The organism is Rhodospirillum sp. A1_3_36, from assembly GCF_047263945.1.
Lineage (GTDB): Bacteria > Pseudomonadota > Alphaproteobacteria > Rhodospirillales > Rhodospirillaceae > Rhodospirillum.
Window position 1 is genome coordinate 136965 of record NZ_JBLAVB010000003.1, and the last position, 18883, is coordinate 155847.

An 18883-nucleotide genomic window follows, 5' to 3' on the forward strand; every position below is an offset into this window, starting at 1 on the left:
AGCCTTACTTGAAACGGAAATTGATACGGCCCTTGGTCAGGTCGTAGGGAGTCATTTCGACATTCACCCGGTCCCCGACGAGGACCCGGATACGGTTCTTGCGCATTTTTCCGGAGGTATGCGCGAGCACGGTATGCTCGTTTTCCAGCTTTACGCGGAACATGGCGTTGGGGAGAAGTTCCACAACGACACCGGAGAATTCGATCACGTCTTCCTTGGCCATATGTTCGACACAGTCCCCTGATTGGCCCCATATACATCTGTGCATTTAATTGTTTCGGCGGGGCCAAAAGGTCAAGAAGAATCCGCGTTGATGGGGGCGTCATCCTGACTGCATATGGGGCACGGGGAAGCGGGCGAGAATCTTGTCGATCAGCTCGTCCCGGATCTTGCGGTAGGCTTCGAGTCGGATTTCGCGGGATCCCTCCACCAGACTGGGGTCAAAGGTGTTCCAGAACTCCACCTCGCAGGCCATCCAGCGGACCATGTCCACGGCCTTGTGCTGGGCTTCCGGCGACAGGGATACGACCACATCGAAACTGCTATCCTCCAACTCGTCGAAGATGCGGGACCGATGGGGGGTCAGGTCGATACCGATTTCTTCCATGACCGCGACGGCGAATCCATCCACCTCGGCACCGGGGCGGACACCCACGGATTCCACATAGATGCGCCGTCCATGGTACCGCTTCATGATTCCCTCGGCCATGGGGGAGCGAACGGAATTCATGGTGCAGCAGAAAAGGACCGCTGAGGGCAGTTCGGTCGAGGGGGAATGGGATGAGGACAGCTGGGGCGTCAAGGGGTCAGCCCCGGATGTGTAGGACACAGATCAACGTGAACAGTCGGCGGGCGGTGTCGTGGTCCACAACGATCTTGCCAGATAGACGGTCCATGAGCAGTCCTCCCCCCTCGTTGTGCAACCCCCGGCGGCCCATGTCGATGGCCTCGATCTGTGATGGGGTCATGGTCTTGATCGCGCTGAAGTAGCTTTCGCAGATCATGAAGTAGTCCTTCACAATGGTGCGAAAGGGGCTGAGGGGAAGAGTGACCTTGGTCAACGCGTTGTCGTCTTTGTCGCGCAGATCCATGGCCAGCCGGTTATCCTCGATTCCCAGGACCAGGCGGTAGGGGCCGTCCAGCCCTGACACGCTGAAATGATTGTCTTCCAGCAGGTCGAAAATGGCCACCGCGCGCTCGTGTTCCACTTCGGGGCGGCGGCGAACCAAGGTCTTCTCGTCCAATCGGACGTCCACCAGCTTGTCAGTATCCTTCAGCTCGACGTGGGACATGGGCGGTCCTACTCTCTGGAGGTTCAAGGGAGGGGCAGGCGAAAGGTCCGGGCAGGTTCATCAAGCTCTTGGGGGGGACTTGGTGGGGGGAAGGGGCAGGCGGGCGGTGACGGACAGGCCATGGGCTTCCAGTCCCTCGGCGTTGGCCAGACGGGCCGCAGCCGGGCCGATGGCCTGGAGCGACTCCGCATTGCAGCCGACGATGGTGGTCCGCTTCATGAAGTCCAGGACCCCCAGACCCGAGGAGAACCGCGCCGTACGCGATGTCGGCAGGACGTGGTTCGGTCCGGCGACGTAGTCGCCGATGGCCTCGGGCGTGTAGCGCCCCAGGAAGATGGCGCCCGCATGGGTGACTTGTTCGGCCAGGGCATCCGGATCCGCCACGGCCAGTTCCAGGTGTTCCGGCGCAATGCGGTCGACCAGAGCCGGGGCTTCGGCCAGCAGGTCCTTGACGACAATAATGGCTCCGTGAGTCCGCCAGGAGGTCGAGGCGATCTCTGCCCGGGACAGGATGCGCAGATGGGCTTCGACGGCTTCTTCCACGGCGTTGGCGAAGGCCTCGTCGTCGGTGATCAGGATGGACTGGGCGGCGGTGTCATGTTCGGCCTGGGACAGCAGATCGACGGCCACCCAGTCGGGGTCGTTGTCGGTATCGGCTACCACCAGAATTTCCGATGGTCCGGCGATCATGTCGATTCCCACCACGCCGAAGACCTGGCGTTTGGCCTGGGCCACATAGGCGTTGCCGGGACCGACGATCTTATCCACTGGCGCGATGGTTTCAGTTCCGTAAGCAAGCGCTCCGACGGCCTGGGCGCCGCCAACCCGGTAAATCTCGTCCACTCCCGCCAGCCGGGCGGCGGCCAGGACCAGGGGGTTCAGAATATCCCCCGGTGTGGGGACAACCATGACCAGCCGCTGGACGCCCGCGACTTTGGCGGGCATGGCGTTCATCAAGACCGAAGAGGGGTAGGCCGCCGTTCCTCCGGGAACGTACAGCCCCGCAGCGGATACCGGCGTCCACCTTTGCCCCAGGCGGACGCCGACGTCGTCAGTGTAGGACAGTCCGTTTGGAAGCTGCTTTTCATGGAAGGCCCGGATACGCGCCGCAGCCAGTTCGAGGGCGGCCTGCAGCTCGGGCTCGATCTTGGCAACGGCGGCATCCACTTCGGCTGAAGTGACTCGCAAGCGGTCGGTCGTCAGAGTCATGCGGTCGAATTGGTTGGTGTACTCCAGCAGGGCTGCGTCGCCCCGCTCTCGCACATCGGACAGGATCGCGGCCACGGTATCGGTCACGTCCTGGGCATTTTCCCGCTTGCCGCCGAGAAGGGCGGTGAATGCTGCGTCAAATCCCGGCGAGGAGCTGTTAAGCCGCGCGGTCATGGCAGGCCTCCCTGAAACGCTCGATCCACCCGGTCATCTCCCGGGACCGCACCTTCATGGCCGTACGGTTGACCACCAATCGCGAGGTGACCTCGACAATCTGTTCCACTTCCACCAGCCCGTTGGCCTTCAGGGTGGAGCCCGTGGACACCAGATCGACGATTCGGCGGCAGAGGCCCAGGGCCGGGGCCAATTCCATGGCGCCGTTCAGCTTGATGCATTCCGCTTGCACGCCCCGGGCGGCGAAATGGCGGCGGGTGATTTCCGGATATTTGGTGGCCACACGGATATGGGACCAGCGGCGCGGATCATCGTCGGCCCCCAGGCTGGCGGTTTCTGCCACGGACAAGCGGCAGGCGCCGATCCCCAGATCCAGGGGCGCATAGAGTTCGGGGTAGTTGAACTCCATGATCACATCGTTACCCGCCACGCCGATATGGGCCGCGCCAAAGGCCACGAAGGTGGCCACGTCAAAACTGCGCACCCGGATGATATCCACGCCCGGGTCGCTGGTCGCGAATCGGAGCTGGCGGCTGTTTGGGTCATCGAAGGCCGGTTCTGGATGGATCCCCGCAGCCCGGACGAGGGGCATTGCTTCCTTGAGAATCCGCCCCTTGGGCAGGGCGATCACCAGCTTGTCCGCGCCTTCGTTCGCGTCGAACCCCATGTCGACTACGCCTTTCGTACCAAAATGCTCCAGTTCGCGGACCCCAGCGGTCGCGGGAGTCCTCAGGGGCGGTTTTAGCGTTAATCTTGCCTTCGGTCCAACCCCGAAAGATCGACAAGGCAAGGCCCCTTGGTTGTTCATGCCCTCCGGGATGGGGAAAATTAATATCCTGTTGGTAAAGATGGATTAAAAAGATCGTATGTCATGTTGTATCATATATGCTAGATTGTGCTGCTGACAGGGGGTTTTCCCCCTCTGGGCACTGTCCTCCGGTGGAGGTCAGAGTTCTGTCAGGGAGATCGTGTTCAATAGAAAGAAAGGCGTGGCACATGGGGTCGCTACAATGCTCCCAAAAAGCGGAAGGCCCGAAAAGCGGAAGGACAGTGGAATGAAGCAGAGGGGCAGAATTGTGGCCGTCGCGGCATGGATGCTGGTCGCACCTTTTGGTGTCGCGGGTCTTGCACGGGCGGATACTTTGATTGACCAATCGGTGCTTGATGGCATTCGGGGTTGGCTCGACTCTCCCGTCGTGCAGACGACCTTGCTGGCGCGCCAGAAGGAGGTTTCAGCCTATACTCAAAAGGAGATTGATGCTTGGGACAAGCGGTGGCGTGCGGAGCGGGATCAGCAGGATCAACCCCTCGTCGCCTCGGTCATGGCCAGCCCTCTGTCCACTTATCTCCTGCGGATTCAGGCCATGAGCACGGGGCTGTATACGGAAATTATCCTGATGGATGCCAAGGGGCTGAATGCCGGATTAAGCAGCATCAGCTCGGATTATTGGCAGGGTGACGAGGCGAAGTTCCAAAAGACCTTCGATGTGGGGGCCGACGCGGTTTTCGTGGACGAGCCGGAACACAATGACAAAACGGGAACGGATCGCGTCCAGGTCAATCTCACCATTCCAGACTCCGCGGGTGCACCCCTGGGTGCGGTCGCCGTTGAAGTGAACTTGACGGAATTGGCCCGGCGCCGTGCCCTTGGGCTTTAGGGCCTGGCGGCATTTTGATGCCAGATGGGGCCAGCTCTGGTCCTCAAGTCTGGTCCTGGAGATGTGTTCCGCGCAGATTTCATTCCAGGGATAAGAGGCGCCCCCTCAGGTTCCCCTTTCTTTAGTGCTCGGACAGGTTGTGGCCTGATCATGCAAAAATATAGGAGCCATTAACATGGCCTTTCAAGTCAATCGATCCATTGGCGCTCGCCTGATCACCGCTTTCGGTGCATCAGTTGTTGTGGCGTTTATCTCCTTTGCGCTTATGCTGTGGGCCGTGTCGAGCATCGAAACTGCGACGGAGAAGACGTCCAACGCGGAATCCGCCGCCCAAGGGGTCTTCAATGCTCTGGCTGACGCCCGTCTGGCGACCAGTGCAGTGAGTGGGTTTATCATGGCGGGGGATCTGGCGCATCTGGCGGCCATTGATCCGGCGATGGCGGCCTTTCGGGCATCCTTGGAAAAGGGGCGGGTGAAGGCGGCCTCCGATCAAGACGCCTTGTCCAACCTGAATGAGTTGGAACGGGAAATGAATAAGTGGTGGGAGGGCGTGGCCACCCAGCAGATCACCATGATGCGTAATGCTTTGACAATTGATCAGGCGCGGGCGATGGAGGCATCCGGAGCGTCCAACGCCATTGAGGCAGCGTTGAAGAAAATTGAAGGCTCGGCCCAAGATCATGTTTGGCGGGTGGGAGGCAATGCCCGCGACGTGCAGGAGACCACTTTCATCATGGTGAAAGTGGGAATTGTCCTGGGGCTGGCGGTCATCGCTATTGTCGCTTTGGTTGCGTTTCTTGGGTTGAATCGGGCGGTCATTCAGCCGATTCGCGCCATGACGGAACGTCTGGATAGCATGGTTCAGGGCGATCTGGAGACTCCCATCCCCCATTCGGAACGGGGCGATGAAATCGGTCGCATGGCCCAAAATGCCGAGGTCTTCCGCAAGGCTCTGGTCGACGAACAAGCGGCCAGGGAAGAGAAGGCCATGGAAGACGAGGCCGAGAAAGCCCGCGCGCTTAAACGCAATGAGTTGGCCAGCGCCTTTGCCAGGCAGGCCGAAGGGATTGTCGAGGCGTTGGTGGGCTCGGCCAACGGTATGAAGGACACCTCCGATGGCATGTCTCGGGCTGCCAATGACACCGCAGAGCGGGGCGGACGAGTCGCCAGTGCGTCGGAGAACAGCTCTGCCAGTCTGCAGACCGTTTCTTCTGCGACAGAGGAGTTGACGGCCTCCATCCAAGAGATTAGTGCCCGAGTCAATGACCAGACCCGATATGCCCAAAGCGCCAGCGTGGACGCGGAAGAAACAGGCGAGACCGTGCGTGCCTTGGACGTGAGCGCCCAGAAAATCGGCGAAGTGGTTGCTCTGATTACCGATATCGCCGAACAGACCAACCTTTTGGCGCTGAACGCCACCATTGAGGCCGCGCGGGCCGGTGAGGCTGGTAAGGGCTTCGCCGTTGTTGCCAACGAGGTTAAGGCTCTGGCCAACCAGACCGCCCGGGCGACCGATGATATTTCCAAGCAGATCGAGGAAGTGCAATCCCTGACCTCCACTTCGGTGGAGGCCATCGGTAAGATTGCCAAGCGGATTGGGGATATGACGGAGATCGCGACCACCATTGCCTCGGCCGTTGAGGAACAGTCTGCCGCGACCCAGGAAATTACCCGGGGCATGGCTACGGCCGTGCAAGGAGCGCAGGAGGTGAATGAGAACCTGTCGGGCCTGTCTGCGGCGGCGAACCATGTGCGTGACGGTGCGGCAAAGGTGCAAGGCACTGCCGAAGACGTGCGCGGTGAATCGGAAAACCTGCGGGGCTTTGTCCGGGACTTCACCAAATCTCTGGCCGCCATTTAACGGCACTCTGAATTCACGGTAATGAGAGAAAAATGGGGGTCTGGGGGCATTTGCCCCCAAATGGGTTTGGGCAATCGCCCAAAAAAAAGACGAGACACTGCCGTGTACTGTGGCCAGCTTGTTCCAAGCTAACCCTGCCCCGCCCCACCATGACCGTTGGGTGGGGTTATTTTTGGTTTCTCAGGCGGCGGGCATGGCTGGCCACCCGCTCCAGGGAGACGTCCAGAATACCCTCCTGGCGAAGGGCTTCTTCCGTGTTGAACAAGTAGTCGGCTGCCGGTCCCAGAGCGCCCTCAGCGGTGGCCATGCGCTCAGCCACGGTGCGCTCATCCAGGCCAGGGGCATAGTGGGCGTCGGCGCGGTTGATCGTGAACAGGATGGCCGATACCCGCCTGGAGCCCAGGTCGACCTTGCCCCAACGGGGCGTATAGGATGCGGTGACCATTTCCCGGCGCCAGACCACCAAGAGTTCCTCCCGCGCCTGGGCTGCGGAAACACGGTATGCGATTCCCTTGCAGGCGCCGCCCCGGTCCAGGCCAAGGACCAGACCCGGGCATTCGGGTGTTCCCCGGCCCATCACCGTCGATAGGCAAAACCGCCGATGCCATCCCCGAACCAAGCCCACTCGGCGTTCCTGGAAATGGAAGGCGGGATTCCAGATCAACGACCCATAGGCAAAGACCCAAATATCGTCGCCGTCGGGGCAGTCCGGGTCGGGCCGAGGGCGCGCCGCCAATGTCGCGGTCAACGAGGCCTCCATTTCTTCTGGCTTCAGGGGGCGTACCAATCCCCCCAGTTTGGCCGCGATTTCCTGTAAGGCGCCAGAGGCGATGGTGTCTCGGTCTAAGGTGATACGGTCCGTCATGTCCTTTTGATCATCCCCCTGTCCTCTGGTCGGATATGCCCCCCTTAATGTTGCTCTGCGGAACGGTTGCGACAAGGGGAGACTTGTTTCCCTGTGGGGGGCCGCTTAGTTTTGGATCCAAACTTGGACCATTTTCGAACCGAGTGATCCCGGCTCCTTCCAATCGCGGTCCCCTCCCTAGGAACAGGTCATGCCCCGTTTTCGTCTTTTCTCCTCGCAGTCTGCAGGCCCTGGTCTTGGGATCGCTTTTCTCGTGATGGCGACGTTGATTTTTGCGTTCCAGGACGCGGTCACCAAGCATTTGGCGAGCCAATATCCGGTGTCCTTCATTGTCATGGTGCGCTATTGGGCCTTTGCTCTGTTCGCCTTGGCCGTGGCCCGGCGGCAAAGCGGCGGTTTGTCCGGGGCGCTGCATTGTAAGCGTCCGGTTCTGCAATCCTTGCGTGGGGTGCTCCTGGTGGCGGAAATCGCCTGCATGGCCACAGCGTTCCGTTTCCTGGGGTTGGCGGAGACCCAGGCGGTGTTTTCCATCTATCCCCTGCTGATCATGGCCTTGGCCATTCCCATTTTGGGCGAGCGCGTCGGGTGGCGGCGGGCCATGGCGACGGGGATCGGCTTCGTCGGACTGCTGGTGATCCTGAGGCCGGGGTTGGCGGCTTTCGATCCAGCGGCGCTTTTCGCCGTGGCGGCGGCGCTGTTGTACGCCCTTTACAACGTCCTCACGCGGCTGGTCAGTGGCTCTGATCTGGCCGGGACGACCATTCTTTTCACCGCTGTGGTTGGGGCTGTGCTGTCGACCGTGATGGGAGCTTGGTCCTGGACGGAGATGCCCGCTACAGATTGGGGATGGTTGGCCTTGCTTGCCCTGTTCGGCGTAACGGCCCATGTGCTGCTGATCAAGGCCCTGGAGTTCACTCCGGCCTCTGTCCTACAGCCATTCAATTACCTGCTTCTCGTCTGGTCCGTTGGGGTGGGATACTTGGTTTTCGGGGATATACCGGATTTCTGGACCGTGTTCGGTGGCGTGATGATCGTGGGGTCCGGACTTTACGCGCTTTACAGGGACCGAGTTGTGAAACAGACTCGAATCAGCTGAAGAAGTCGTTTGGGAGGGCGGGGGGTCGGCAGTTCAATCTTGCTCTGGAGTATTGCCTTTAGATCTTGGGCCACGTCTTGGCCCAACATGGCCTCGGAGCACTCTAGGCTATTGGCAAGGGGTCAATAACGGTCTAGTTTTGAACGAATCCCCCATGGTTGTGTTCATCTCGGCAGTGAAATGGAATGCCCATGGCAGTGGATACTACGGTTTTGACGGGGGTTGAGCGTACCTTTGGGCGGGACGATATCATCGTTTCCAAGACGGACCTCAAGGGGCGCCTCACCTATGGGAATACCCTGTTCCTCGCCCTATCTGGCTATTCGGAACGGGAGATCCTGGGGCAGCCCCATAACATTATCCGCCATCCTCATATGCCCCGCTGTGTCTTCAAGCTTCTTTGGGATACCATTTTGGATCGGCGGGAAATCTTTGCCTATGTTCTGAATCGGTCCAGGAATGGGGATCACTATTGGGTCATCGCCCATGTGACGCCCTCCATGAATGCCTCGGGACAGGTCGTGGGATACCATTCGAACCGGCGGGTGGCGGGGCGCAAGGCTTTGGAAACGGTGATTGTTCCTCTATACCAGGATTTGCGTGCCATGGAACGGGAGGCGTCAAACGACAAGGAGGGGCTGGCCCGGTCCCACGGATATTTGTTGGATGTCTTGCGCCAAAGGGGGCAGGAGCCAAACGCCTTCTTTTTGGGCCTGTGATGGCTAACGCCTTGATCGGATGTTGTCAAAAAGTGGCGACAAGGCGGGGCGCGTTGCCGCGCTCTGACAGGGGAGGGTCTCCTCTCTTTCCGATGTTTTTCGTGACGGATACAGCCCATGGCATTGTTTAAAACTTCCACGGTGAGCCGTTCGGCGAGTCTACGCAAGGCGATTGCCGTCTGTAACGCCATCGCTGAGGGGGACTTCGAGGCCCGGATCACCATGACCGACGAAGATGGGGAGCTTGGTCCTTTATTCGAGGCGATCAACCGGATGGTGGATCGGACGGACGCCTATATTCGGGAATCTTCGGCGGCTATGGATTGCGTCGCCGATCGGAAGTATTACCGCAAGATCCTCACCGATGGCATGCCTGGGGCCTTTGGCCGGGGGGCTGGGGTGATCAATGGGGCCATCGACCGGATGGTCAAGGTCCAGGCGGGGGCGGTGGACCTTGTCTCTTCCGTGACATCCTTGATCGATACGGTCAACGACAAGGTGGGCGAAATCACCGGTGCGGCCAACGATTCGGTGACCCGGACCGACACCACCACCAGCAAGTCCTTGGATGTGTCTGAAGCTGCGGCCCGCTCGGCCCTGAACGTCGATGAGGTTGCGGGCTCCACCAATGAGTTGAGCTCGGTCAGCGCGGAAATTGCCGAGCGGGTCCGGAGTGCCCAAGAGGCCGTGGGCTTGACCGTGGAACGAACCCGGTCTGCCGGTGCCCGGATGGAAACCCTGTCCCAGGCCACGGGCAAGATCAGTTCTGTCGTCGATTTGATCACGGCCATCGCCAGTCAAACCAACCTTCTGGCGCTGAACGCCACGATCGAGGCGGCCCGTGCGGGCGAGGCGGGCAAGGGGTTTGCCGTGGTGGCCGGGGAAGTGAAGAATCTGGCCAACCAGACAGCCAAGGCAACGGAAGACATCTCGCGCCAAATCGGTGATATCCAGTCCACGACCAAGGCGGCATCCGAGGAAATCGACAGAATTCTTGAAATCAGTGACGCATTGATCCAGTCCAGCGAAGGGATCGCTGCAGCCGTGGGGCGCCAGGGGGAGGTCCAGGGGGCCATTACTGAGCGTATCCACCACCTATCGGAGGAGGTGAATTCGGTGTCGGAAAACGTTGTCAGTGTGGTTCAGGCTTCTGCGCAATCCTATGCCTCCTCGATCCAGGTGATCTGGTCGGCAGATGACCTACAAAAGCCGTCCCACGACTTGGCGGAAAATATTGGGGAATTCGTCAAGATTATTTAGAGCGTATCGAGCGGAAAAGTGGGCACCGGTTTTGCTGTCCACTTGATGCTCAACGTGTTGAATCGAGATCGAACACGCTCAAGCCATCGGCCTTGAATGACCTTTATGATCTCGTTTTTTGCGACCGTCCGGCGCGGATGTCTGCCTTTGCAGGGGCCTTTGGAGTCTCGCCTCTGTGACGTTCAGCGGTGCGGCGTCTCTGAAAGAATGGAAGACCATGGAATATGCCATTGAAATGCAAACCGGTACGGTGGTCGCCACCCTGCGGGGCCGCCTGACGTTCGGGGACCAGAAAGCCTTCCGAAGTTTGCTGACCCAATTGTCCGAGTCTGGCGTTCAGGTTTGGGTGATGGACATGCGGTCCATGGATTATATCGATTCCGCCGGTCTTGGGTTGTTGCTGCTCGTGCGTCAGGCGGCAACCAAGGGGAATGTCAAGACGGTCCTTCGGTTGGCCGCCGAGGGCCAAGTGCGCAAGCTGATGGATGCCGCGCGTTTTGGCCAAATGTTCACCATAGAAGACTGAAGAGTCATCCGTTAGATCAAACCGGTCTCAATTGAGGCCGGTTTGATCTGGAATCATATGATTAGAGCATCGCGTGGAGCGAAAACCCAGGGTACACGACAGGGGGTGTTTTCCTGTCACGGGGCTTTGCCCCGTCCCCCACTGGGGCCGATAGGCCCCAGACCCCAAGAGATTATTTTTAAAAGAAAAAATGGGGGGTTGGGGACATTTTTCCCCCCTCCTCACGGCAAGGTGAACGGAGAAGCGGAAGAAACGTGCCATATAAAAGGGATGTTTCAACGAAGGCCACGGGATAAGAACCATGCTGATCAAGATCAGGACCCCTCGTCATCCCCGCGAAAATGAGGTCACACCAAAGGAGTTGTACCTCAGCAGGCGCCGGTTCCTCGCTGGCAGCGCTGGTTTGGCCCTTGGCACAACCCTTGGCGCGCGCTTGGGTCTGACGCCGGGTGTGGCGCGGGCGGCCGCCATGGCCAATCCCCTGGCCGGGGCCATTGCCCAGGCGCCGAAGGGCGGCCCCGCGATTTCCGAACCGGTCACCTCTAAGGGCGATGCGACCTCCTACAACAATTTCTATGAATTCGGCTCCGGCAAGGGGGATCCGGAAGAGCGTTCCGGTGATTTTCACCCCTTGCCGTGGACTCTGACCATCGATGGGGAGGTGGAAAAGCCCCTGACCCTGGGATTTGAGGACCTCGTACCCGCAGATGCCTTGGAGGAGCGGATCTACCGCCTGCGCTGTGTAGAGGCTTGGTCCATGGTCATTCCCTGGACCGGCTTTTCCCTCTCGCGTCTGATCGAGCGAGCCAAACCCCTGTCCTCAGCCAAATACGTGGCCTTTGAAACGGTGGTCCGGCCCGAGGAGATGCCCGGGCAACGCACGGGGCTGCTCGACTGGCCCTACCGCGAAGGCTTACGTATGGATGAGGCCATGCACCCCCTGACCCTGATGGCGGTGGGCATGTATGGAGACCCCTTGCCTAACCAGAACGGTGCGCCGATCCGTTTGGTGGTGCCCTGGAAATATGGCTTCAAGTCGATCAAATCAGTGGTCCGGATTTCCCTGGTGAAGGAGGAGCCGCCGACCACCTGGAATATGACCAATGCCCGGGAATACGGCTTCTATTCCAATGTGAACCCCCAGGTGGATCACCCCCGATGGAGCCAGGCCAAGGAACGGCGGATTGGAGACTTCCTGCGCCGGGACACCTTGATGTTCAATGGGTACGAGGAAGAGGTGGCGGGCCTGTACACAGGCATGGATCTGCGGAAGTTCTACTGATGCGCTATCCCATGACAGTACGCATAGACCGGGAAGCACTGGCGCGCTGGGGAACCTTCGTTCTTTGCGCATGGCCCCTGGTCTGGCAGGTCGTTCAGTTTCTGACCGGCGGCCTCGGTGCAAACCCCATCCAGGCCCTCACCCGGAATCTGGGGGAATGGGGTTTGATCCTTCTGTTGGTGAGCTTGACCCTCACGCCCCTGCGACGGATATTCGGCTGGACCATCGCCCTGCGGCGGCGGCGGATGGTGGGGCTGTTTGCTTTTTTCTATATCTGCCTGCACCTGTTGTCTTACGTGGGGCTGGATCAGTTTTTTGACTGGTCGATGATCTGGGCGGACTTGATCAAGCGGACCTATATCACCATCGGTATGGCCTCTTTCCTCCTGCTGGTTCCCCTGGCTGTCACCTCCACACACCGGTGGGTCAAGCGGTTGACGTACCGCCGGTGGAAGGGTCTCCATCTGCTGGTTTACCCCGCAGCGCTTCTTGGGGTTGTCCACTATTGGCTGATGGTCAAGGCAGATCTTACCGAGCCCTTGATCTTTGCCGTGGTGCTGGCCGTGCTTCTGAGCTTTCGTCTTCTGCCCAAGGGGCGTGTGGGACACTGGTTTTCCTCTCGTCCGACAGCCAGCCCGCAAGTCTCCAGCCGCCGTTAAGCGGGGGAGAGCCGTTGATACCGTATTTGTGAAATCGCAGCACATAACGGCGTCTTTCTTTTGGGCGATTGCCCAAGCCCATTTGGGGGCAGATGCCCCCAAACCCCCGTTTTTCTTTTGAGAATAAATGCCCGGGATCTGGGGCCTTTCGGCCCCAGTGGGGGATGGGGCAAAGCCCCCTGGGGGTCAACCCGCGCGCCGCTCGGTATATGGAGGTCTTTGTCAGTTAGAGGTTTTGACCATGTAGCATTGATAAGCGGGCAGCCCCGGCAAGCCTAAAAGTTGGTTCGCATAGGTGTTATAAAAAGCATCGATCCCCGGTTTTGGGTTGCGCAACGAATCGCCATACCGCTGTTGTCCGTGATCCCAAAAGTAGTCGTCGGCTACGATTATTCCCCCAATTCTCAGTAGGGGGAAAGACATGACCAAGTCTGCCAACACATCTTTGGCATTGTGCGAGCCGTCAACGTAAATGAAGTCGAAAAACTCCTTCTTTCCTTCCGTTAGCAGTCGTGCCGTGGCATCAACGGATGGGGATTTTATCTTGCGAAATGTCACCGTTTGTGGGGCATTTTCAATAGCTGTGGCGATGTTTTTGTCGAACCGGGCTTCAACCTCGCCCATGCTTATTGCGTCATGTTCTTGGCTGCCTCCCCAGGTATCTACGCAGACGAGGGAAATGGGCGAAATTTTTGCCTGCTCATCGATTACGAAACAGGCTGAGCGGCCTTCGAACGACCCAATTTCCAGGAATGTGGTGGGCTTCAGTTTCGAAAATAAATTTTGCCAGATCTTGGGAATGTCAGCGACCATGCCTCCGCTGTCCGCATCGCCCCCAAACCAGTTGTGCGTGAAGTCATAGGGCGATTTCGGAGCTTGGGTTACCTGTGTCATCTGTCACATCCATGGTATCAGGGGCAGAGTGCACCCTATTTACAGAGCCCGCTTTTTGCAAAGTGTTCTCCCGGGACTTCGCGGTTTCGGGAATTGGAGGCCGCTGCGCAGCTTGCGATGAGTCAAACGCCTCGCCGGTAGGAAGTGTGCCGGCATTTGGGGCTCCGGGACTTGCAATTCCCCCTGTTTTGTCCGAAAACCCGTTTGTATTGGATAGAGATCGCCCGGGCTGGCGGGAACCGCTTGGGAAAAGGGCATTCTAAGCCTCCCGGTATCTCAAGGTGCCCGCCAAGTGGTCTCTTGTCGTCATGCCCCATCGGCCTGCCCCATCCCTTGGAAGCAGGGTCCCATCGATTGAACGCGAGGTTTCCATCCATGTCCGCCGTTTCCCATGCCGATATGGCGAATGCCATTCGTTTCCTGTCCGCCGATGCCGTGCAAAAGGCGAATTCCGGACATCCGGGCATGCCCATGGGCATGGCCGACGTGGCGACCGTTTTGTTCACCAAATTCCTGAAATTCGACGCAGCAAGCCCGCGCTGGCCGGACCGGGACCGCTTCGTTCTCTCGGCGGGCCATGGCTCCATGCTGCTCTACAGCCTGTCCTATCTGGTTGGCTACGCGGACATGGATATCGATCAGCTGCGCAACTTCCGCCAACTCGGATCCCGCACGGCAGGGCATCCGGAATATGGCCATGTCCTGGCCGCAGAAACCACGACCGGCCCCCTGGGGCAGGGGCTGGCCAACGCCGTTGGCTTGGCCCTGGGCGAGCGCCTGATGGCGGCGCGCCATGGCGATGGGGTGGTCGATCACCACACCTATGTCATTGCAGGCGACGGCTGCTTGATGGAGGGGATCAGCCAAGAGGCCATTTCCCTGGCGGGCCATTTGAAGCTGTCCAAACTGATCGTCCTATGGGATGACAACAACATCAGCATCGACGGTCAGATCGGACTGGCTTCCAGCGAGGACATGGCCCTGCGCTTCCAGGCTTGCGGTTGGGAGACTCTGGCTTGTGATGGCCACGACCCCGAAGCCATCGAAGCGGCGATCAGCAAAGCCAAGGCATCGGACAAGCCAACCTTGGTGGCCTGTAAGACCGTGATCGGCAAGGGCGCACCGACCATGCAGGGGACGTCCAAGGTTCACGGATCCCCCCTCGGTGACGCGGAAATCGCGGCGGCGCGGGAGGCCCTGGGTTGGACCTATGCTCCCTTTGAGGTGCCCGACGATATCCTTGGTGCCTGGCGCGCCGCTGGCTGCCGGGGCGCGGCTGCCCGCGCCGAATGGGAGGGGCGACGGGACGCCCTGGATGGCTCGGCCCACGAGACCTTCAACCGGGCCGTCGCCGGAGATTTGCCCGCAGAGTTCGCGGATGCCATTGAAGCGGCCAAGGCCAAGTTGATTGAGGACAAGCCCAAGGTCGCCACGCGTAAGGCGTCTCAGATGGCCCTGGATGTGCTCACTGGAGTCGTTCCCGAACTGTTGGGCGGATCAGCCGATCTGACCGGATCGAACCTGACCAAGGGCAAGGGGCAGGTCTCCGTTGCCCCGGGGGACTTCGCGGGCAGCTACATCCACTACGGCGTGCGCGAACATGGCATGGGGTCGGTCATGAATGGTCTGGCCCTGCATGGCGGACTGATCCCCTACGGCGGGACCTTCCTTGTCTTTGCCGATTACATGCGTCCGGCCATTCGCATGGCCTCGTTGATGGGGCTGCGGGTCGTCTATGTTCTGACCCATGATTCCATTGGCCTGGGCGAGGACGGTCCGACCCATCAGCCGGTGGAACACATGGCCTCCCTGCGGGCCATCCCCAACCTCTGGGTATTCCGCCCTGCGGATGCCCTGGAGACCCTGGAGTGCTGGCAGCTCTCCGTGGAGCGGACCGATGGGCCGAGCGCGCTTGCCCTGTCCCGCCAGAATCTGCCCGCCCTGCGGACCGAGCCCAGCGATGGGAATCTGTGCGGCAAGGGGGCATATGTCCTGGCTGGGGGTGAGGGGAAACGGGACGTGACCTTGATCGCCACGGGGTCCGAGGTGGAAATCGCCATGGCTGCCCGGGAACTCCTGGCCGCCGATGGCGTTTCCTCCGCAGTGGTCTCCATGCCCTGCTGGGAGCTGTTCGAAGCCCAGCCTGAAACTTATCGGGACGAGGTTCTCGGGCCGCGCAGGCAGCGTGTCGCTGTTGAGGCGGCGTCCGTCTTCGGTTGGGACCGGTGGGTGGAGGGATCCGCGATTGTGGGGATGACCGGCTTTGGCGCGTCGGGGCCTGCCGAAGCGTTGTACACCCACTTTGGGATTACTGCCGAGGCGGTGGCCAAAGCGGCTAAGGATCGCCTAGAGGGGTGATCCAAAATGTTTTTTTCACAGAAACTTCCGCGCCCCCTTTCCTTGGAAGGCGTGCGGGGACTCTGTGCCTGAGAAAAGCGGGTTCCCCTTTCCTGTGGAGAGGGCTAGAAGGAGACTTTCGCGGGGCGAGCTCGGATGTCCCGCGTTTTGGTTGGTTTTGGGTGGAGTCGGGGGATTGGCTCAGCCCAAAGCTGCCTTTATCCAGGTCGAGACAGCGCTGTTTCCCTATGGAGTCAGCGCGGTTTGGTCTAGACCATCACCATAAATCGTCCCGATAAAAGCTTCGAGGAGACATCCGACCATGGCCATGATTTCCCTGCGTCAATTGCTGGACCACGCCGCCGAAAACAGCTACGGCATGCCCGCGTTCAATGTGAACAACATGGAACAGGTTCTGGCGATCATGAACGCTGCCAAGAAGACCGATAGCCCGGTGATTCTGCAGGCCTCCCGCGGCGCGCGGGGCTACGCCGGTGACATCATGATCAAGCACATGATCATGGCCGTCGCGGAAATGTTCCCCGAGATCCCCGTTTGTATGCACCAGGACCATGGGAACTCTCCGGCCACCTGCCTTTCGGCGATCACCGCCAACTTCAGCTCGGTGATGATGGACGGATCCCTGATGGAAGACGCCAAGACCCCGGCGTCCTACGACTACAACTGCGATGTGACCGGAGATGTGACCCGGACCGCCCATATGGTTGGCGTCTCCGTCGAAGGGGAGCTGGGCTGCCTTGGCTCGCTGGAGACCGGCGAGGGTGAGAAAGAGGACGGCCACGGTTTTGAAGGCAAGTTGGATCATTCCATGCTGCTGACCGATCCGGACCAGGCTGCGGACTTCGTCAACAAGACCAAGGTGGATGCCCTGGCCATCGCCATGGGGACCAGCCATGGCGCCTATAAGTTCACGCGGAAGCCCACGGGCGATATCCTGGCCATGGACGTGGTCAAGAACATCCACGCCCGCCTGCCCAACACCCATTTGGTGATGCACGGGTCTTCCAGTGTTCCCCAGGACTTGCAGGACATCATCAACGAATTCGGTGGGGAAATGCCCCAGACCTACGGTGTTCCCGTCGAGGAAATCGTTGAAGGCATCAAGCATGGCGTGCGCAAGGTCAATATCGATACCGATTGCCGTATGGCGATCACCGGAGCCATCCGGAAGGTGCTGACCTCCGCCCCGGCCGAGTTTGATCCCCGCAAGTACCTGAAGCCGGCCATGTCCGCCATGGAGAAGATCTGCGTCGAGCGGTATGAGCAGTTTGGCACGGCAGGCAATGCCTCCAAGATCAAGCCGATCGCGCTCTCCGACATGGCCAAGCGGTATGCTGACGGTTCCATGGATCCCAAGATCCAGTAAATCGCCATAGATCGCGGGGTCCGAGGGAATCTTGCCCTCTGTGGGCGGATCTTTTGAGATCACACAGAAAAACACCCTTCCGGGCTTCGCGCCGGGGAGGGTGTTTTTGTTTCGCTAGAGTATTCCGAGATCATGTTGGGTCGCTTTGCGACCAAACTTGGCCTCGAAGGGACTCTAAAATTTATAGAACGAGAGGGAAACGAGGCCAGCTTGACTCAAGCTGATCCCGTTTCACTCTAGGTGCGGGTTTTGGGTGCGGTGTGGAATCGTGACCGGCGGGCGACTCGAAGTTCATTGCCTTTTATGCAATGGCTCAGCCCGATGTAACAATTGTGTTAAAGGTTAAGGTGTTGGTTTTGTTGATTTAACCACGGAAATATTTGTAATATAAGCTTAACCCGCCTGTCACAAACGTTTCGCTGATCCTGACTAAAGTCCCCCTAGCCGACGGATCCCTCCGGCGGCCGAGCTTTTTCAGAGTCCATACGGGGCTCAACCAAGCGCTCATTGGAGGCTAAATTGATCAGGAAGACCCTCGCCCTGGCCGCACTCGCTGCCATTGCCACCGCCGGCGCCGCCGAGGCCCGCGACCAGATTCGCATCGTCGGTTCCTCCACGGTGTACCCCTTCGCCACCACCGTGGCGGAAAACTTCGGTAAGACCACCAACTTCAAGACTCCGGTGATCGAATCCACGGGTTCCGGCGGCGGTCTGAAGCTGTTCTGCGCCGGCGTCGGCACCGAACACCCGGACATCACCAACGCTTCCCGCCGCATCAAGAAGTCCGAAGTCGAGACCTGCGCCAAGAACGGCGTGACCGACATCACCGAAGTCAAGATCGGCTTCGATGGTATCGTTCTGGCCAACGGCAAGGCCGCTCCCCAGTTCGACCTGACCAAGGGTCAGATCTTCCAGGCTTTGGCCAAGGAAGTTCCCGTGGACGGCAAGTGGGTTGCCAACCCGAACAAGAAGTGGTCGGACATTGACGCCTCGCTCTCCTCCGAGGAGATCGAAGTGCTGGGTCCGCCCCCGACCTCCGGTACCCGTGATGCCTTCGTCGAGCTGGTCATGGAAGAGGGCTGCCTGGAGCTGCCCGCTTGCGCCGATCTGAAGAAATCCGATAAGGCCATGTTCAAGCAGAAGTTCGCCGCCATGCGCGAAGACGGTGCCTTCATCGAAGCTGGCGAGAACGACAACCTGATCGTTCAGAAGCTGGAAGCCAACCCGGCCGCCCTGGGTATCTTCGGCTTCTCCTATCTCGACCAGAATGGCGACAAGATCCAGGGCTCCAAGGTCGAAGGCATTGCTCCGACCTTCGAAGCGATCGCTTCCGGTGACTACAAGGTGTCCCGTCCGCTGTTCTTCTACATCAAGGACGCCCACATCGGTACGATCCCCGGCATCAAAGAGTATGTTGCCGAGTTCACCTCCGACAAAGCTTGGGGTCCGGAAGGCTACCTGGCCGACAAGGGTCTGATCCCCCTGCCGGATGATATGCGCGCCGATATGGCCAAGCAGGCCGCCGAGCTGGCTCCGCTGAGCATGTAATCAAGACGCAGACGGATCGGTGGCCGGGATGTCCCGGCCACCGGACCTTTCAACTGTGCTCGTTGCCGGAACGCCGCGTTCCGTTTGTCGTCGGAACATCCCGTTCCGTTTGTTAA

Annotated in this window: 18 protein-coding genes; 11 read left to right on the forward strand and 7 right to left on the reverse strand. The window is 59.6% G+C overall.

The genetic code is table 11. The features are described from left to right. Nucleotides 1-4: 4 nt before the first annotated feature. The 5 genes from infA to hisG form a co-directional block, all read right to left on the reverse strand. Nucleotides 5-223: a translation initiation factor IF-1 gene (gene infA, locus ACLIRY_RS08225; RefSeq protein ID WP_413204897.1), complete on the reverse strand. Its 219-nt coding sequence runs from the start codon at nucleotides 221-223 to the stop codon at nucleotides 5-7. Nucleotides 224-322: 99 nt separating this feature from the next. Next, entirely contained in the window at nucleotides 323-790 is a 468-nt protein-coding gene (locus ACLIRY_RS08230) for an arsenate reductase ArsC (protein WP_413205337.1), read from the reverse strand. 16 nt (nucleotides 791-806) lie between these two features. After that, nucleotides 807-1292, reverse strand: coding sequence for a UPF0262 family protein (locus ACLIRY_RS08235; RefSeq protein WP_413204898.1), 486 nt, complete (start codon nucleotides 1290-1292; stop codon nucleotides 807-809). A gap of 60 nt (nucleotides 1293-1352) precedes the next feature. After that, a complete protein-coding gene (gene hisD / locus ACLIRY_RS08240) occupies nucleotides 1353-2675 on the reverse strand; it encodes a histidinol dehydrogenase (protein WP_413204899.1) in 1323 nt (440 codons plus the stop codon). Beyond that, on the reverse strand, nucleotides 2659-3342 hold the full coding sequence (gene hisG, locus ACLIRY_RS08245) for an ATP phosphoribosyltransferase (protein ID WP_413204900.1): 684 nt from the start codon (nucleotides 3340-3342) through the stop codon (nucleotides 2659-2661). Before hisG ends, hisD begins: the two co-directional genes overlap by 17 nt. A gap of 388 nt (nucleotides 3343-3730) precedes the next feature. Here hisG and ACLIRY_RS08250 point away from each other — a divergent pair, with 388 nt between their 5' ends. Next, a complete protein-coding gene (locus tag ACLIRY_RS08250) occupies nucleotides 3731-4333 on the forward strand; it encodes a hypothetical protein (RefSeq protein ID WP_413204901.1) in 603 nt (200 codons plus the stop codon). A 175-nt stretch (nucleotides 4334-4508) separates the two neighbouring features. Beyond that, entirely contained in the window at nucleotides 4509-6194 is a 1686-nt protein-coding gene (locus tag ACLIRY_RS08255; protein WP_413204902.1) for a methyl-accepting chemotaxis protein, read from the forward strand. Nucleotides 6195-6360: 166 nt separating this feature from the next. Here ACLIRY_RS08255 and ACLIRY_RS08260 read toward each other — a convergent pair whose 3' ends face one another. Continuing rightward, the gene (locus ACLIRY_RS08260) at nucleotides 6361-7059 is read right to left on the reverse strand and encodes a gamma-glutamylcyclotransferase (RefSeq protein WP_413204903.1); all 699 of its coding nucleotides are present in this window, start codon (nucleotides 7057-7059) and stop codon (nucleotides 6361-6363) included. Between the two features lie 190 nt (nucleotides 7060-7249). Here ACLIRY_RS08260 and ACLIRY_RS08265 point away from each other — a divergent pair, with 190 nt between their 5' ends. The 6 genes from ACLIRY_RS08265 to ACLIRY_RS08290 all read left to right on the forward strand — a co-directional run bounded on the left by ACLIRY_RS08265 (nucleotide 7250) and on the right by ACLIRY_RS08290 (nucleotide 12601). Then, the gene (locus tag ACLIRY_RS08265; protein WP_413204904.1) at nucleotides 7250-8155 is read left to right on the forward strand and encodes a DMT family transporter; all 906 of its coding nucleotides are present in this window, start codon (nucleotides 7250-7252) and stop codon (nucleotides 8153-8155) included. Between the two features lie 191 nt (nucleotides 8156-8346). Next, the gene (locus ACLIRY_RS08270; RefSeq protein WP_413204905.1) at nucleotides 8347-8874 is read left to right on the forward strand and encodes a PAS domain-containing protein; all 528 of its coding nucleotides are present in this window, start codon (nucleotides 8347-8349) and stop codon (nucleotides 8872-8874) included. 117 nt (nucleotides 8875-8991) lie between these two features. Continuing rightward, the gene (locus ACLIRY_RS08275; protein ID WP_413204906.1) at nucleotides 8992-10134 is read left to right on the forward strand and encodes a methyl-accepting chemotaxis protein; all 1143 of its coding nucleotides are present in this window, start codon (nucleotides 8992-8994) and stop codon (nucleotides 10132-10134) included. A 217-nt stretch (nucleotides 10135-10351) separates the two neighbouring features. Next, nucleotides 10352-10660, forward strand: coding sequence for an STAS domain-containing protein (locus ACLIRY_RS08280; RefSeq protein WP_413204907.1), 309 nt, complete (start codon nucleotides 10352-10354; stop codon nucleotides 10658-10660). Between the two features lie 301 nt (nucleotides 10661-10961). After that, complete coding sequence (gene msrP / locus ACLIRY_RS08285) at nucleotides 10962-11942, forward strand: protein-methionine-sulfoxide reductase catalytic subunit MsrP (protein ID WP_413204908.1); 981 nt, start codon at nucleotides 10962-10964, stop codon at nucleotides 11940-11942. Between the two features lie 11 nt (nucleotides 11943-11953). Further along, the gene (locus ACLIRY_RS08290; RefSeq protein ID WP_413204909.1) at nucleotides 11954-12601 is read left to right on the forward strand and encodes a sulfite oxidase heme-binding subunit YedZ; all 648 of its coding nucleotides are present in this window, start codon (nucleotides 11954-11956) and stop codon (nucleotides 12599-12601) included. Between the two features lie 222 nt (nucleotides 12602-12823). Here ACLIRY_RS08290 and ACLIRY_RS08295 read toward each other — a convergent pair whose 3' ends face one another. Then, complete coding sequence (locus ACLIRY_RS08295) at nucleotides 12824-13495, reverse strand: class I SAM-dependent methyltransferase (RefSeq protein ID WP_413204910.1); 672 nt, start codon at nucleotides 13493-13495, stop codon at nucleotides 12824-12826. A 375-nt stretch (nucleotides 13496-13870) separates the two neighbouring features. On the opposite strand from ACLIRY_RS08295, the gene tkt reads away from it, so the two are divergent. The 3 genes from tkt (at nucleotide 13871) to ACLIRY_RS08310 (ending at nucleotide 18767) form a co-directional block, all read left to right on the forward strand. Next, nucleotides 13871-15853, forward strand: coding sequence for a transketolase (gene tkt, locus ACLIRY_RS08300; protein WP_413204911.1), 1983 nt, complete (start codon nucleotides 13871-13873; stop codon nucleotides 15851-15853). Between the two features lie 301 nt (nucleotides 15854-16154). Then, on the forward strand, nucleotides 16155-17219 hold the full coding sequence (gene fba, locus ACLIRY_RS08305) for a class II fructose-bisphosphate aldolase (RefSeq protein WP_413204912.1): 1065 nt from the start codon (nucleotides 16155-16157) through the stop codon (nucleotides 17217-17219). Nucleotides 17220-17738: 519 nt separating this feature from the next. Further along, nucleotides 17739-18767 carry a PstS family phosphate ABC transporter substrate-binding protein gene (locus tag ACLIRY_RS08310; RefSeq protein WP_413204913.1) on the forward strand — a complete coding sequence of 343 codons (1029 nt, stop codon included), beginning with the start codon at nucleotides 17739-17741 and terminating at the stop codon, nucleotides 18765-18767. The last annotated feature ends 116 nt before the right edge of the window (nucleotides 18768-18883 follow it).

Excerpts from the sequence above, each read along its gene's own strand:
- infA (WP_413204897.1), bottom strand. The coding sequence starts at position 223 with ATGGCCAAGGAAGACGTGATCGAATTCTCCGGTGTCGTTGTGGAACTT.
- ACLIRY_RS08235 (WP_413204898.1), bottom strand. The coding sequence starts at position 1,292 with ATGTCCCACGTCGAGCTGAAGGATACTGACAAGCTGGTGGACGTCCGA.
- hisD (WP_413204899.1), bottom strand. The coding sequence starts at position 2,675 with ATGACCGCGCGGCTTAACAGCTCCTCGCCGGGATTTGACGCAGCATTC.
- hisG (WP_413204900.1), bottom strand. The coding sequence starts at position 3,342 with ATGGGGTTCGACGCGAACGAAGGCGCGGACAAGCTGGTGATCGCCCTG.
- ACLIRY_RS08250 (WP_413204901.1), top strand. The coding sequence starts at position 3,731 with ATGAAGCAGAGGGGCAGAATTGTGGCCGTCGCGGCATGGATGCTGGTC.
- ACLIRY_RS08255 (WP_413204902.1), top strand. The coding sequence starts at position 4,509 with ATGGCCTTTCAAGTCAATCGATCCATTGGCGCTCGCCTGATCACCGCT.
- ACLIRY_RS08260 (WP_413204903.1), bottom strand. The coding sequence starts at position 7,059 with ATGACGGACCGTATCACCTTAGACCGAGACACCATCGCCTCTGGCGCC.
- ACLIRY_RS08265 (WP_413204904.1), top strand. The coding sequence starts at position 7,250 with ATGCCCCGTTTTCGTCTTTTCTCCTCGCAGTCTGCAGGCCCTGGTCTT.
- ACLIRY_RS08270 (WP_413204905.1), top strand. The coding sequence starts at position 8,347 with ATGGCAGTGGATACTACGGTTTTGACGGGGGTTGAGCGTACCTTTGGG.
- ACLIRY_RS08275 (WP_413204906.1), top strand. The coding sequence starts at position 8,992 with ATGGCATTGTTTAAAACTTCCACGGTGAGCCGTTCGGCGAGTCTACGC.
- ACLIRY_RS08280 (WP_413204907.1), top strand. The coding sequence starts at position 10,352 with ATGGAATATGCCATTGAAATGCAAACCGGTACGGTGGTCGCCACCCTG.
- msrP (WP_413204908.1), top strand. The coding sequence starts at position 10,962 with ATGCTGATCAAGATCAGGACCCCTCGTCATCCCCGCGAAAATGAGGTC.
- ACLIRY_RS08290 (WP_413204909.1), top strand. The coding sequence starts at position 11,954 with ATGACAGTACGCATAGACCGGGAAGCACTGGCGCGCTGGGGAACCTTC.
- ACLIRY_RS08295 (WP_413204910.1), bottom strand. The coding sequence starts at position 13,495 with ATGACACAGGTAACCCAAGCTCCGAAATCGCCCTATGACTTCACGCAC.
- tkt (WP_413204911.1), top strand. The coding sequence starts at position 13,871 with ATGTCCGCCGTTTCCCATGCCGATATGGCGAATGCCATTCGTTTCCTG.
- fba (WP_413204912.1), top strand. The coding sequence starts at position 16,155 with ATGGCCATGATTTCCCTGCGTCAATTGCTGGACCACGCCGCCGAAAAC.